Source organism: Idiomarina seosinensis, from assembly GCF_003987275.1.
GTDB classification, from domain to species: Bacteria; Pseudomonadota; Gammaproteobacteria; order Enterobacterales; family Alteromonadaceae; genus Idiomarina; species Idiomarina seosinensis.
On sequence record NZ_PIQF01000001.1, the window covers coordinates 658,453 to 671,161 of the forward strand.

The following is a 12,709-nucleotide window of genomic DNA, read 5'->3' on the forward strand; positions in this document are numbered from 1 at the left end:
ATATAGGTCGCAGACCAACAAATGACCCACGACCTTCGCTCGGCTATTGCTCGTCTTTTTCTTCTTCCGCATCACGCTCCGCAATACACTGCATAATCCAATCGTCAATCTCATCCGCTACCCAGGCTACGGCTCGGCCACCGAGCGATACCGGTTTCGGGAATTGCCCTTTAGCCATGTACTTGTAGATAGTAGGGCGGGCCAGACTGGTTACGTGCATGACTTCTTTAACTTTCATTAATTTCATAGTGCTTCTCCTCTCTAGTGTCAGAGGATGATGTAGGGCTGTAAATTTTTACATTGGGGACTAACAACAGACGAGAAAATTTGCTTTAACACGCTCAGCTATCAATAGCTTCTGCGCTTTGGCGACCCCCTGTTCAGAAGACGTAGGCGTTCGCTGACGTTCATTAGCAAAGGAAAACAAATCAAACCTATATCACCTAATGGCAGTTACGGCTGCAGTTAATTAACTGTCAATTAGGAGAACATTTATGTCGAACGTAACAGTGGTACACACCAAGTCTGAACTAGAGCGAGCTATCGAAAGGCGGGATAAAACAATTGCTGTAAAAAGTGCGTCGCTGGCTGAGGACGTGAAAACACTGAAGTCAGCATCATCCGGTGCCTTTGCTTTAGCTATCGGCTCAGCAGGAGTCTTTGCCACTAACTTCTGGAATCCGTTGGGGTGGGGCTCAGGTATTGTTGGTACTTTATCGACCGGAACGCTCATAACAGCGATTATAGCGATTGGACTCAGCACGACATTGCTATTTGCTATTTACAATGACTATTCGATAAAGGGACGCACATCGGTTCGACTGGCCGGTGGCAGCAGCATTGATGCTGACTTGGTTATGGAGAGGGACTAACTATGGCTGGCATGATACGAAACATTATTGCCGTTAAAACGCGTCCTGGTGAGGTTCGCTTTGTCGCTATTGCGTCTATTGAGCGTATTGAAGCGTTTGGTAACTACGTAAAAATCTACTTCGGTAGTGAGCGCGTTTTGCACAGAGCAACGTTATCGGACATGGAGGAATTACTGGACGACAGATTCATTCGCATTCACCGAAGCCACATTGTAAGGCGCGATTGTTTGCGAAAGCTTCTGTCAGAGCTTGGACGTTACCAGGAAGTTGAGCTAGCCGACGAGACTATATTACCGCTTGGAGGTAATTATAAGCGCCAGCTGATGCTTGATCTTGGTTTGTAAGTAATGAGCTCAGGGAGGCTGAACCCTGGGCTTATTTTTTATAAAATCTAGCTACAGGTTACAAAACTTAAAAAGCCACAAGTATTTTTCGTGTGCTAGAGGTTGGATGCAGTGTTCGGCGTTGGGCAGGCACTACTATGCTGTTGGATCTAAGCTATTTTGGTGGCTTTAAGTAACTCATCCATACTGTTTGGAACATCTCCTCTCTTCAGCATCTTTTTGAATACTTCATAGACATCAGAACGCGACCCTGCCTTACGCAGTGTGTTTTTATCGTTGATCCAAGCAATTACCACGTTAGCTTCAGGTACTTTATTAAACTGAAAAAACATCCTGTACCTATTAGGTAGTCCTTGTTTTACTCTTTTCCAATGCCGGTTATGTCGTCCGAGTGTATTCCCCAATATGAAATCTTTGTGTTGGGGGTTAGTCGCTATGCGGTCTTGAATTGATTTTGTTATACAGTCAAGTAGCTTGTATAGGGAATGATGATGGAAGTTTTCTGGATCTTTCTCGAGGAGGGATTCAACCTCCTCAAGAAGTTCTAGATAGTAATTTTGGAATAAATGATACCAGTAAAAGTGCCACCCATTTATACGCGCTCCTTGCTCTTCGGGGCTCCATCCTTCCATGTGAACACTAGCCTTCTATTAGTTCTTCCCGACGCTCATTTTCTTCTGCTTTTGCTCGGAGCTTGTTGACGCGGTCAAATACTGAAGAAGGTACTTCAGAAATGCCATTGCCTTGTTCCATGTCTTCAGAGATGAGGCCAACAAAGTGACTTTCTGCTTCAATATCTTGTCTGACATCAGCTAGGCGTGTAACTTTACCCATTGCTTATACCTCCTTTCAAGGGTGCGATATTGTACGCTAAATGCACAATATTGCAACTTGGACAATGAGTATAGACTAATTTTCAATTAATCAACTCATTCCCTTCCTTCACTATATCGGCATACTGTAGATAAAGTAAACAGTGTCCTTTTATACAGTGCTATGTGTTATTTCTGTGACTGATAAGTTCGTGTAGTTTGTCTTGTAACAATAAACTTAACCAGTGGTTTTCTCCTTATAAATACGTATCGCCAGTAAAAATAGTTTAAAGCATGTATCGTGGACCTGTCGCGAGATAGAGTAAGGCAAAACGTTTCACCCGGCATAAGAACTGTTCTTCTGCGCTCGCTCTGGCGGCCATTTTTTCTTTTGCATCGGCGTTTGATGCGCGATTGTTAAGTATGTTCAACAGATTGCCGTAGCTGGTGCTTTTAAGCTGTTGAACATGGCTACTGACCTGCTCAGTTGAGTCGGCGGCCTCGGAGAATACTTCCTTATACAAAGAAATCTTAATTAAAGCAGGTGGTAACCGTCTAATAACCAGGCTTCGTAGAGCCAAGGAATTTACAGGCACTGCATGGAACTCTCCACTTAAGTGATTTGTGTTAGGGCAGTAGAAATATGCCCCTTTTAACTACCAAAAATCCCCTGCTCAAGTGCTTCCATGAACAGTTGCTGTCGAAACTGGCGGTCTGCTTCAACTTCTTGGTTACTTGCTTCCCAATCTGAAGCTGGCGCTCTTAAGCAGCAGCTATTTAATGCTTCGTCAACGTAACCTCGCAATCTGGCTGTTCCCCGGTAGTCATCTAATCCAAGTTGAGTTAGTGGAAGGCGTTCACGGGGCAAGTCCTCATAGCTCGAGTTATTTGCCGATAAGGGTTTTCTCATGAAAACGCGGTAGAGTATTTGCTCGAATACCGAGTGCGTAAGCCCACCACTAGTAAACAAATGCCAAACCACTGGGTCTGCACAATCAACGAGATAATTACTGAGTCGCAAGTATGTCAAAGCTGTGATGAAAGCAGTTTCGACAGCTTGTTGTTTGTCTTCAGCCCAACGAGCTTTGTTAAGCGTTACGGCGTAATCAGCCGCCACCTGAATAGCATCGACGTTAAAAAAAGTATCAGTGCGACGGCTGTTAAGGTTTACCCGCTCGCACAACCGAGTTAGCTCATTCATATCAAGCGCTAAAGCGGCAGCTCCGTGTAGACGATGGTGTATCTCAGCCACTTGGTCAGGTGTGAACGTATGGATCCACATAAGAGTCTCCAGGTGATGTCAGTGGGGCTAATTTAGCCCGGAAATTTGAAATGAAAGGCGTCTATTAACGTAAAAACAATGAGCATTTAGATCGGCGTTACTGCGTTAACCAGGAATGACACGTACAACGGATCTGACTTGTTATTAGTCATTGGTTGCCCAATGAAACTCTTCACTCGAGTCGACAGTAAAAGTACTCCTGATATTGTCGACGATATCGAATAGCTGTGTCTGGTTTTTAATTGGATTTATCGATGCTTCTGCTAGCCTAATAAGTTCAGCGGCCGTTCCAGTTAGGCCATGGCGCTTTCTAATAACCTCGAGGTATTCACACAACAGCCGAACAGCGAACTTATTGACCGTTGTGCAGTTCTCACGCATTAGCTCGAATAGCGCCTGATTTTGGCAACCCAGGGAAAGGCCGTAACTATTAAGGTAAATCATGCAAACCGCGAAAGCCGTTTCTGCCGCTCTATTGGTGTTCGGAGACCAATCGAAATGCGCCAGCTTTACGCCGTATTCTGCTGCGATAGTAAAAATGGTGCTGATATCTACCGTTTTACCTACAAACTTCTGATGCGTATCGATGCATATTTTAGTGAGCAGCTCAGTATTGGGTTCAAAGTCTATCTCACGATGCAAAGCAAAATGTATTTTAAGAATCTCATCAGGGATAAGAGTAATTGGCTTCATGTTGTGTCTCCGAAAAAGGCAGGGGCGACAGGACGCCGCCACGGTAGTTTGAATGGCTCGCTAGTAATTCAGATTGGGAATGGCATCGCCACGTTCATCGGCAATGCGTTGCATCATCCATTCGTCGACCTCTGAATCTATCCAGGCAACTTTTTTACCAAGTACCCGTACAGGTTTTGGGAACGTACCTTCGTTAACCATCTTGTAAATTGAAGTACGTCCCAGGCCAATGCGGTCTCTAACTTCGTTAATTCTTAAAAATCTCATCGCTATTTCCTCTGTTTGGTTTATCTCAGAGTATTCGCAGGGGCTGTAACGAATAACCATGAACAACGAATCCACCGAGTTTCAGGCCTATATCACGCACGTGCATTCAAGAATCGAAAACAAGGAGACATAAAATGCACGAGCAAAATGCCGAGTATGTAACGAATGGGCCTATGACTGAGGTTGATGTGCTGAATAAAGCGTCAGAGATCCTGGAGACGAAGTTTTTGAAGGGGGAGGGCTTTACCAGTCCGTCTGCGGCAAAAGACTTCCTTAGGTACAAGCTGGCGCATCAAAAGCGTGAAGTGTTCGCCATCATGCTGATGGACTCGCAGCATCGCCTGATTGAGTATAAGGAGTTGTTCTTCGGGACCATTAACGCAGCGCCGGTGTATCCCCGTGAAGTGATGAAGGAAGTGCTTCAGCAAAACGCTGCTGCTGTCATCCTGGCACACAACCATCCATCGGGTGTGACTGAGCCATCGGAAGCTGACAAGCGTGTGACGACGCGTATCAAGGACGCACTCAATCACATAGACGTCCCCGTGCTTGACCACATCGTAGTAGGTCAAGACACGGTTTCGTTTGCTGAAAGGGGGTTGTTGTAGGTGTACTGTCGCTGAGCACGTAGAAGAGGTTTTCCCTGGGCCTTTTCTACGTTGCTTAGTGCCTTATGCTGGCGCTTTATTTTTTGCATTGCTGCTGTAAAACGACTGCCGCTTGCCCTGGTACTTAGTCGTCTTCTCTTTACACAGGTAACTAAAGTGCAGAAATGCGTCTCTGTGCACTGGGTCATCTGTACTGAGTGGTCCTTGCAGAACCCTAAACACTGGCGTTGATGTGTGAAGGAGCGCTACCCGCGAATCAGCCGATAACCCATGCGTCTTTAACCACGCCTGTCGGATAATTTTACCCAGCTTGGTGGGGTCCTCATGGCTTAAGTTACCAACTGGGTAGAGCGTGTCCTTGTTAGTGAATAGTACGACATGGTAATGCTCTAATTCGCTGTCTGTTGTCTGCTCAACTTTAGCAACGTATTCGACCTCCGTTGGGTAAACCCTTTGATTACGACGTGCTACAGCGTTTTGGTAGCTAGCGATACCTGCTTTAACTCGCTCAATAAACTCCGTAATCGCGTTACGTTGCAGGTAAGGGTTAGTATGAGTAGGTAGGTGCAGGTCGAACTTTACTGCCAGTACTCGCTTATGGCTCTGAAGCACCCGCTGCATGACCGTATGTAAGCGGTCTAGGAACTGCAGGATGTATGGTGCATTAGCGGTGTGTAAGTCAAAGCCCGCATATTCAGCATCGTAATGTAGTGTGTGGTTATGGTTATTGGTGTTTCGTTTTGTCATTTTCGATCTCCTTTTGGTGATTACTCATAGGAGATCTGATCCTGTAACTTTTAACCATCAGGCAGACGGTAAGCTTTGGGGCTTACCTATCACTGGCTAAGCATTTGTTAATAGATATACCAATGAATGATGTAAACAGTGGTAGTAATGAGGTTTGTATATATTACTATTACCAACACAAGTGGGGTCAGCATTTACGCCGCTGCAAATTTGATTCGTCAGCACACTCGGTAAATTTCAATTAGCCAAATTTCTGATAGTTTAGAATCCCCATTATAGCGGTAACCTTTTAAATTTAAAGCTATTGCTTTTAGGATCCGGAATTATAAACAGTGTGTGCTCTCGGTGGTTAGAGTAGTCTGCTGGTAAAATGGATGTGGCAAAACGTCTCTTCGGATTATTGAGATTCCGATTAACATCCAAGTCTTCGATTCGATTAGCGTGGGCCGATACTGCAGCTATGGAAAAACAATAGGTGGCCCAATCGAAAAGTGCCTCATCAATATTATCGCTATCATTTCCTTCTGGCTGAGATAAGAACTTTGCGTGTTTGAGTATGGAGCGAACTTCCTTGGCTATACTAAGAAAATTAATAGCATCTCGGTGCTCGACGTTAGCTGCATCTAACTTCAGTTTTGCCAGCTGTCTATAAGAGACACCTGATTTTTCAGCTTCAATTTCCGGGGACAAGGTTTTTAGGGCTTTAGCTAGTCTATCGAAAAGAAAAGGTTCTTTTTTTTCTGGTAGGGTAAATCGATTAATTAGTGACTTAGTTATCTCGTAAAGCTCCTGATTAGCTAAGGGGTAAATACTTGTTGGCGATGATAGTCCGTAAGCAACTGATAAGTTAAGAGAGCAAGCTGCTTCGACAACTCTATCATCGAATGATGCTTTAAATTGTGCTGAAGTGGAGGGAGCTATTCTATCCAGTTGTATTTTTAGTTGTTGCGGTTTTAAACAGGCTGGTTCCAAAGGGTAATATTTAAAAAACGGGAAGCTAGGGCAGCTGACTAGGGCAGGGTGTTCAATATTTATTTGATACTTGGATTCGGCATACCCTAATTTTGGGGAACGACTATGTTGAGGCATCCGAACTATTAAGCGGTGAGAAACAAGCTGTTCTATATATCGTCGTATCTGATTACGACGTAAACCACTTATTTTCCCAAGCTTTTCGTAGCCCGCTTCAATAACGAATCCTTCGTCTGTATGGCTAAACATACTACAAAATAGGTGAACCATTTTATATTTATCAGACGATGCTCCTAGACCTTGGAAAAATGCATGAGCCTGGCTTGTGATCTCTAAACTTAAACCAACATGGTAGTGCTCGTTAAGCATCCTAATTGTTGAATCAACGTCCAGGTAGTTATCGAAAACAGCTTGTGAAATTTCATTATACAAGCCTCGCTCAAATGGCCATTTTGTTCTATTCCTCATTACAAACAAAGCTTGAGTGTTACTCGACAATGTTAGGCTTCTTTTGCCCCTTATGCCTGGGTCAACAAAATCCTTTTCAAGGGCTCCTTTGTCCAATAGCTCGCTAATTCCTTTCTCGATAAGCCACTTAGGTAGGAACAATTTGCTTTCCAGTTCTTTTGCGTTAAGTTGAGTGCAAGAGTCTCCGATTGTATTAAGAAAACGAGGCAAAAAAATTGCCGCATGTGTTCCTAAATGTGGAACTTCGATTTCCCGTAGAAAATGATACATAAAACACCATTAATAAAGAGTCAGCTAAAATAACATATCAATTAACCAGTCAAAAAGTAAATATAAAACCAGTCATAAAACTTAAAGTTTGTAGGGCCTTAATAATTAATGTAATGTCTGGGGAAGTGATTGGTTTTATGCTGAATTTATTGGGGTTCTGAAATGGGAAATGGGAAAAGTGGAGGACGTAAGAAGGAAGATTTTAAAACGTGGTTTAAACAGCGAGACCAGAGTAAAAACGATCACAAAGAAGGGGTTGTACGCACCCATTGTATAAAAAAACTGCCGGAAAAATCACGACAAGAAGCAGCGAAACTCAGCACGACAGATCTATACCAGCGAGCCTTAGATTCAGTTCCGAAAGGTGAAGAAGCATTTCTAGACGAGCTGAAAGATGAATTTCGAAAATCAAGGCCCAAATCAATACGGGTATTTGGTAAAAAAACGCCTTACTCATCCCCACAAATCAAGCTACCGAAAAAAACATTAAAAGCGATGGATGGCTATATTGAAAGAAAGAAAGGCTTGAGTAATCGCACTGAGTTGATCGTGTCTGCTTTCGATAATTTAAACGAGCTTGATAAGGATCTAAGCGATTACTACAAGGAGTGGGAGAAAGATATTGAGCGAAATACTCAACAAAGGGTTGATGAAGCGACAAGGAGAAAAGATAACGAAATCATAAGCCTAAAGCAGAGGGTAGATGAGTTATCAGCAGACGAAACTTTCCAAAAGGAGGCTCAGCGGCGAACGATTGATCTGCTATTTGGCGAAATACGAAGCTTATACTCGAGATTGGAGAGTTACGAAGATATCTTTGACGTTCACGGCTTGGATTATCGCGAACTGAATAAGTCTGACAATACAGAGCCAAGTCGTGGAGAGTCTGAAGTTAAACGTCTTGAATCAAGAATAGATAAGCTTTTTGTAGCAGAGCAGCCCACTGAAACCGAAGAAATGAAACACTCTGAACCAGTTAAGAAGCGCCGGAGAAAACCGTCAAGTTATATTCCTATGGATCTAGCTAGACATTCTGAAGTTAAAGATAATCTAGTCTCTGAAGCTCCTCAGTCTGGAAAGCGTAATCAGAGAGACGATGCCCGCGAAAGAGCACGTGCTCAAAATGCAACACTCAATGTCGATGGCTCTGCCCAGGAAAAAGGAGCGAGTGTTACTAGAGAAGTAGAAGAACTCAGTGAGGACAAGGATACTTCAAGTTAGGCCGCAAAGAAGGCCTAAAATGAGCCTTTGAATCAATAAATTATCGGAGGTGCTACATGCGGTGCTACAATAGAGGTTAATGATAAATAAGTTGTTTAATATCATTCTTTTATGGTTATTTTTTAAGTCCGGCCCCGGGCACCAATTCCGATTTATATCTTGTTGTAGCTTGCGTCCTGACGCAAGGAAAACCATATCTTAATTAAAACTCCAAATTGCTGTGAAACGCATTCAAAGAGTTACTCATACTTTAGTCCATTTTCACTGTCTTTATCGTCCTTTTATTCAGTATATTTAAAAGTATAGATTCCACCATGTCGTGTTTTTTATCTTGAAGGTCAGGTGCGACTTTTTGTCCTCTATGTGATGCGAGAGGAGATGCAGCTAACCAAACCGGCACTGGTTGCACGTGAACTTAATGAGTTAAAATGGAAGTTACGTATTCAGTCAAAGGCGCTAACATGAACCAAATTAATCCAGCCAAGCTTCACAATAGCAAGTGGACTGCCGTGACGCCGATAAATCGGGAAAAGCATTTTTTGGTATCAGAAGTTGAGTATGATGAGGATGGCTCGGTGATGTCGTGTGTGATCGAGTCGGTGCTTTCAGGAAAGGAGTATTCAATTGACTGGGTTGAACTTAAAAGCGAAGAAAAATGGGTTCAAGGCTGGAAATAGAGCACGAAAGTTTACTCCTACTTTTTATCGTTTCCGCTTAATGTCACGATAAAAATTTTCGTGTGCGCCTAATGCCATTAGCTCCAGCGTAAGATGTCCTTCGTGGTAACTATAGCCGAGCAAGATCAGTTGCTTAGCCATTTTAAATTTGTAGACTCTAAGAAAGCCAAGATCGCCTTTTTTTAGCTGGCCAAGTAAAGGATCTTCAATCAACTCTTTAATGGCATTATCGAGTTCTTGCTTTTGGCTCGGCCTAAGCTTTTTTACCGCCTTTTTGAACGTCGGCGTTTGTAAGACCTGGTTAACCTTAGCCAAAATCGTACGGCTCTAGCTTGCCAGCTTCTTTTTCCGCTTGCGCGATGATTGCCTGTTTAACAAATTCATACGATAGCTCTGGGTTGTCTTCCATCATTTCACCGATTTTTGCCCAGTGCTCAATTTGCTTGGGTGGGGTGCGGTTGTATGCTTTTGCCATAATCGTCGCTTTTTCAACTAGCGCTTGGTCAAGTCTGATACTGTTGGTTGCCATAACTGTCACCTATAAATTAAATCGTTACAATTGTGGCAAATTGCTACAGTTTTGTCAATTATTATAACGTTCATGCACCATGCGTATTTGTTGCGTGATCGAATCAGTGCTTAAAGTGCAAGGCCAAGCCAGTACTGAGGGCGTCGATGGTGATGTGCTATAGCAAGAATTTGAATATTTCCTGTGGATTGCCAATAAATTATCGATAAAGGGAAGCGACTTAGCGCAGCTTTTTGGATACCTGATTCTGCCGCTGGGTGAAATGTATAACTCATTTAATCAGAGCTTGGGCTTTCTTTAATACAACATAGCTTGGAGCAGGGTTTACTGCGCCTGAATCTAATTTTGCGGCTCGATCTTTAGCAACTGACAACCATTCAGACTTGAGTTCATCAGCCGACGGGGAGTCATAATTACCTAACCCCTAGACTTTTTTGAGATTCAAGAGAGTGTACTGTCATGTAAGTGCTCCCTCCCATAACCTCTTGGCCGCTTCCTTGAGGATGATAAGTATCATAGTATTTAGTTAACGAACAATTAACAGCTGTGATAGTATCGGCGCCACATAAACGGAATTCCCACAAAACGGAGTTGTTATGAAAATCAAAGTATTACCGCTTGCGATTGCTGCGGTACTCATGACGGGCTGTGCTTCACAATCGCCGACACCTACGCCGGCAAAGCCTGACGTTAATGAACAGTCGCAGGCTGCGGCACAACAAGAAATGCAGTCTGAAGCGCCAGAATCGGTCACCCTTAAACGCAAAATTGCAGTCGGGCGTTTAACCAACGAAACCAATTACGGCAGGTCATTGCTACGCGGTGCGGATGAGGGCAAGTTCGATAAAAAAATTGCTGACATGTTCAGCCAGGCAATCGTTAACACCAATAATTTCCTGATTTTTGAACGCCAGGATTTGGAGCTACTGCAAAACGAAACGCAGCTGCAAAACAAACCCGAAGAGCTGGTCGGTGTGGATACATTGGTCATCGGCTCGTTAACTGAGTTTGGCCGTTCAAATACCGGCGAACGCGGATTTTTATCCAGCAGTGCAAAACAGCAAGCCACTGCCACGGTCGATATTCGTTTAGTAGATGTCGGTTCGGGGCAGGTGGTTGCATCAGTTACCGGTACCGGCAGTTCGTCAACCGAACAATCGCGCACCATGGGTTTTGGCTCGGTCTCTGGTTACGACGGCTCGTTAAACGACAAAGCCATCGGTGCTGCTGTTACTGCCGCTGTTGCGAAAATGTCACAATTATTACTGGATAACCCCTGGACAGCTGATCTGTTGGCGGTAGAAGAAGGCCAAATTTTTATCAGTGGAGGCGAAGCACAAGGCGTTAAACAGGGTCAACGCTTTGCGGTAATGACCAAGGGTAAACAAGTTAAATCAAGCACCACGGGTAGCACCATCACATTACCGGGTAAACAAGTGGGTGTATTAGAAGTTGCAGGAACTTTTGGCCGCACGGAGCTTGATCAGGGCGCTTTTGGTGTATTAGCAGAAGGTTCGATTGACGGTTATGACGTCGACGAATTGCAAGTCGTCGAGATGGGGGAATAATTATGAAAAAAGCATTATTGTTAGCCGCTTCGCTGTCGTTATTAACGACTGCCTGCGCTTATCAGCCTCATCAAGAAACGCAGGTCGTTGATGATCGGCCGCAAGTCAGCTTTGTTTGGCAACACGACAGTGTCGATGCCGATCAAGCTGAGGTTTATGTCGACGGTCAACGCTTTGGCACTGTTTCAGAGTTTGCTTACCCCGATAATGCCGTACCGGTTTTAATTGGTGAGCATGTCATTGAAGTGCGCCATGGCGACACCGTGTTGTATTCCAAACGTGATTACTTTGGCGAGAGCATTAGTTACAAGCTTGAGGTGACCAATGATTAAACGTAATTTGTTTGCGGCGCTTGGACTGGTTACCTTGCTTAGTGGTTGTGCCAGTAATAATGGGTTGTATCAGTGGGGTAATTACGAAGAAGCCCTGTTCGTTAATTACCACGAGCCCGCGGTAAAAGAAGAAATGCTGGATAACTATTTAGCTTTTGTACGCGAATACGAGCCTGGCAAACAAACCATTGCCCCTGGGCTTTATGCTGAAGCGGGAACCTTTATGCTTAACCGTGGCAAAGCCGAAGAAGCCATCGCATTTTATCAGTTAGAACGCGACAACTGGCCAGAGAGTGAAGCGTTAATGACCACGCTAATCAATAACCTGAAGGAGCGTACCCAATGAATCGTTTAAAAGGACTTTATCGAGCGGCTATTGGCACGTTGCTGGTCGTTATTTTAGCGGGTTGTGCGGCACCGGGACCGGATAAGGCGTTTTTACAGCCATTACACGAGCAAAAACCGCGTTCGATTTTGGTGGTGCCGGTTAACAACGAAACTATTGATGTGCAGGCGCCTACCTCGGTGCTAGCGACATTACCGATGGTATTAGGTGAGCGCGGGTATTATGTTTTCCCGGTGAACACCGTAAAAACATTGCTGGAAAACGAGGGCTATTACGAACCGGCAGAAGTACACGCTGCGCCACCGGAAAGCCTGGCGTCGATGTTTGGTGCCGACACGGTGTTGTATGTGACTATCCACGAGTGGACATCCCAGTACATGTTGATCTCGACTACCACCACGGTTGATTTTGAATACCGTTTGGTTAACGCCGATGGCACCGAGTTGTGGCGGGCACGAAAGCAACTAAGCTATAACCCCAACAATCAAAACAGCACCGGTAACCCGTTGGCTGACTTGATTAGCATGGCAGTGACGGCAGCGATTGAGCGTGCAGCGCCCAATTATCTGCCGTTAACCCGCACGGCTAACGCGCAGACGTTTTATAACCTGCAACGCGGCTTACCGCCAGGTCCCTACAGCCCAGCTTACGATGAGTACTATAAACAGCTGAATGCGGAATAGCGGCTATTCTTTGGCTTG

The 12,709-nt window shown here is 44.4% G+C and carries 20 protein-coding genes; 9 read left to right on the top strand and 11 right to left on the bottom strand.

Annotation, left to right across the window (positions count from 1 at the left end; all coding sequences use genetic code 11):
* Positions 1 to 43: 43 nt before the first annotated feature.
* Positions 44 to 247 (bottom strand): helix-turn-helix transcriptional regulator, encoded by a 204-nt coding sequence (locus tag CWI81_RS03190; protein WP_126783774.1) that lies wholly within the window; start codon positions 245 to 247, stop codon positions 44 to 46.
* A gap of 247 nt (positions 248 to 494) precedes the next feature.
* On the opposite strand from CWI81_RS03190, the gene CWI81_RS03195 reads away from it, so the two are divergent.
* Both CWI81_RS03195 and CWI81_RS03200 read left to right on the top strand, forming a co-directional pair.
* Complete coding sequence (locus CWI81_RS03195) at positions 495 to 872, top strand: hypothetical protein (RefSeq protein WP_126783775.1); 378 nt, start codon at positions 495 to 497, stop codon at positions 870 to 872.
* 2 nt (positions 873 to 874) lie between these two features.
* A complete protein-coding gene (locus CWI81_RS03200; protein WP_126783776.1) occupies positions 875 to 1,216 on the top strand; it encodes a LytR/AlgR family response regulator transcription factor in 342 nt (113 codons plus the stop codon).
* 149 nt (positions 1,217 to 1,365) lie between these two features.
* On the opposite strand, the gene CWI81_RS03205 is transcribed toward CWI81_RS03200, so the two are convergent.
* From CWI81_RS03205 to CWI81_RS03230, 6 genes are all read right to left on the bottom strand, one after another.
* Positions 1,366 to 1,848: a type II toxin-antitoxin system YhaV family toxin gene (locus CWI81_RS03205; protein WP_126783777.1), complete on the bottom strand. Its 483-nt coding sequence runs from the start codon at positions 1,846 to 1,848 to the stop codon at positions 1,366 to 1,368.
* Positions 1,849 to 1,855: 7 nt separating this feature from the next.
* A complete protein-coding gene (locus CWI81_RS03210) occupies positions 1,856 to 2,050 on the bottom strand; it encodes a hypothetical protein (protein ID WP_126783778.1) in 195 nt (64 codons plus the stop codon).
* A 265-nt stretch (positions 2,051 to 2,315) separates the two neighbouring features.
* Positions 2,316 to 2,552 (bottom strand): hypothetical protein, encoded by a 237-nt coding sequence (locus CWI81_RS03215; protein ID WP_126783779.1) that lies wholly within the window; start codon positions 2,550 to 2,552, stop codon positions 2,316 to 2,318.
* 128 nt (positions 2,553 to 2,680) lie between these two features.
* A complete protein-coding gene (locus tag CWI81_RS03220; RefSeq protein WP_126783780.1) occupies positions 2,681 to 3,310 on the bottom strand; it encodes a hypothetical protein in 630 nt (209 codons plus the stop codon).
* A 144-nt stretch (positions 3,311 to 3,454) separates the two neighbouring features.
* Complete coding sequence (locus tag CWI81_RS03225; protein ID WP_126783781.1) at positions 3,455 to 4,003, bottom strand: hypothetical protein; 549 nt, start codon at positions 4,001 to 4,003, stop codon at positions 3,455 to 3,457.
* 60 nt (positions 4,004 to 4,063) lie between these two features.
* Entirely contained in the window at positions 4,064 to 4,270 is a 207-nt protein-coding gene (locus CWI81_RS03230) for a helix-turn-helix transcriptional regulator (RefSeq protein ID WP_126783782.1), read from the bottom strand.
* Between the two features lie 134 nt (positions 4,271 to 4,404).
* Between CWI81_RS03230 and radC the strand changes: the two genes are divergently transcribed.
* On the top strand, positions 4,405 to 4,878 hold the full coding sequence (gene radC / locus CWI81_RS03235; RefSeq protein ID WP_126783783.1) for a RadC family protein: 474 nt from the start codon (positions 4,405 to 4,407) through the stop codon (positions 4,876 to 4,878).
* A 63-nt stretch (positions 4,879 to 4,941) separates the two neighbouring features.
* On the opposite strand, the gene CWI81_RS03240 is transcribed toward radC, so the two are convergent.
* Together CWI81_RS03240 and CWI81_RS03245 are read right to left on the bottom strand one after the other, a co-directional pair.
* The gene (locus CWI81_RS03240; protein ID WP_126783784.1) at positions 4,942 to 5,625 is read right to left on the bottom strand and encodes a YagK/YfjJ domain-containing protein; all 684 of its coding nucleotides are present in this window, start codon (positions 5,623 to 5,625) and stop codon (positions 4,942 to 4,944) included.
* 273 nt (positions 5,626 to 5,898) lie between these two features.
* On the bottom strand, positions 5,899 to 7,335 hold the full coding sequence (locus tag CWI81_RS03245; protein WP_126783785.1) for a hypothetical protein: 1,437 nt from the start codon (positions 7,333 to 7,335) through the stop codon (positions 5,899 to 5,901).
* A 162-nt stretch (positions 7,336 to 7,497) separates the two neighbouring features.
* On the opposite strand from CWI81_RS03245, the gene CWI81_RS03250 reads away from it, so the two are divergent.
* Complete coding sequence (locus tag CWI81_RS03250; RefSeq protein ID WP_126783786.1) at positions 7,498 to 8,556, top strand: hypothetical protein; 1,059 nt, start codon at positions 7,498 to 7,500, stop codon at positions 8,554 to 8,556.
* Positions 8,557 to 9,017: 461 nt separating this feature from the next.
* A complete protein-coding gene (locus tag CWI81_RS03255; RefSeq protein ID WP_126784452.1) occupies positions 9,018 to 9,233 on the top strand; it encodes a TIGR02450 family Trp-rich protein in 216 nt (71 codons plus the stop codon).
* A gap of 24 nt (positions 9,234 to 9,257) precedes the next feature.
* On the opposite strand, the gene CWI81_RS03260 is transcribed toward CWI81_RS03255, so the two are convergent.
* Together CWI81_RS03260 and CWI81_RS03265 are read right to left on the bottom strand one after the other, a co-directional pair.
* Positions 9,258 to 9,548 (bottom strand): type II toxin-antitoxin system RelE/ParE family toxin, encoded by a 291-nt coding sequence (locus tag CWI81_RS03260; RefSeq protein WP_126783787.1) that lies wholly within the window; start codon positions 9,546 to 9,548, stop codon positions 9,258 to 9,260.
* Complete coding sequence (locus tag CWI81_RS03265) at positions 9,541 to 9,762, bottom strand: TA system antitoxin ParD family protein (RefSeq protein ID WP_126783788.1); 222 nt, start codon at positions 9,760 to 9,762, stop codon at positions 9,541 to 9,543. The genes CWI81_RS03260 and CWI81_RS03265 overlap by 8 nt, the downstream gene beginning before the upstream one ends.
* Before the next feature lie 596 nt (positions 9,763 to 10,358).
* Here CWI81_RS03265 and CWI81_RS03270 point away from each other — a divergent pair.
* From CWI81_RS03270 to CWI81_RS03285, 4 genes are read left to right on the top strand one after another with little or no spacing between them, the layout of a single operon-like run.
* Positions 10,359 to 11,330, top strand: coding sequence for a CsgG/HfaB family protein (locus CWI81_RS03270; RefSeq protein WP_126783789.1), 972 nt, complete (start codon positions 10,359 to 10,361; stop codon positions 11,328 to 11,330).
* A gap of 2 nt (positions 11,331 to 11,332) precedes the next feature.
* Entirely contained in the window at positions 11,333 to 11,662 is a 330-nt protein-coding gene (locus CWI81_RS03275) for a hypothetical protein (RefSeq protein WP_126783790.1), read from the top strand.
* The gene (locus CWI81_RS03280) at positions 11,655 to 12,008 is read left to right on the top strand and encodes a DUF4810 domain-containing protein (RefSeq protein ID WP_126783791.1); all 354 of its coding nucleotides are present in this window, start codon (positions 11,655 to 11,657) and stop codon (positions 12,006 to 12,008) included. Before CWI81_RS03275 ends, CWI81_RS03280 begins: the two co-directional genes overlap by 8 nt.
* Entirely contained in the window at positions 12,005 to 12,691 is a 687-nt protein-coding gene (locus tag CWI81_RS03285) for a DUF799 domain-containing protein (RefSeq protein WP_126783792.1), read from the top strand. Before CWI81_RS03280 ends, CWI81_RS03285 begins: the two co-directional genes overlap by 4 nt.
* The last annotated feature ends 18 nt before the right edge of the window (positions 12,692 to 12,709 follow it).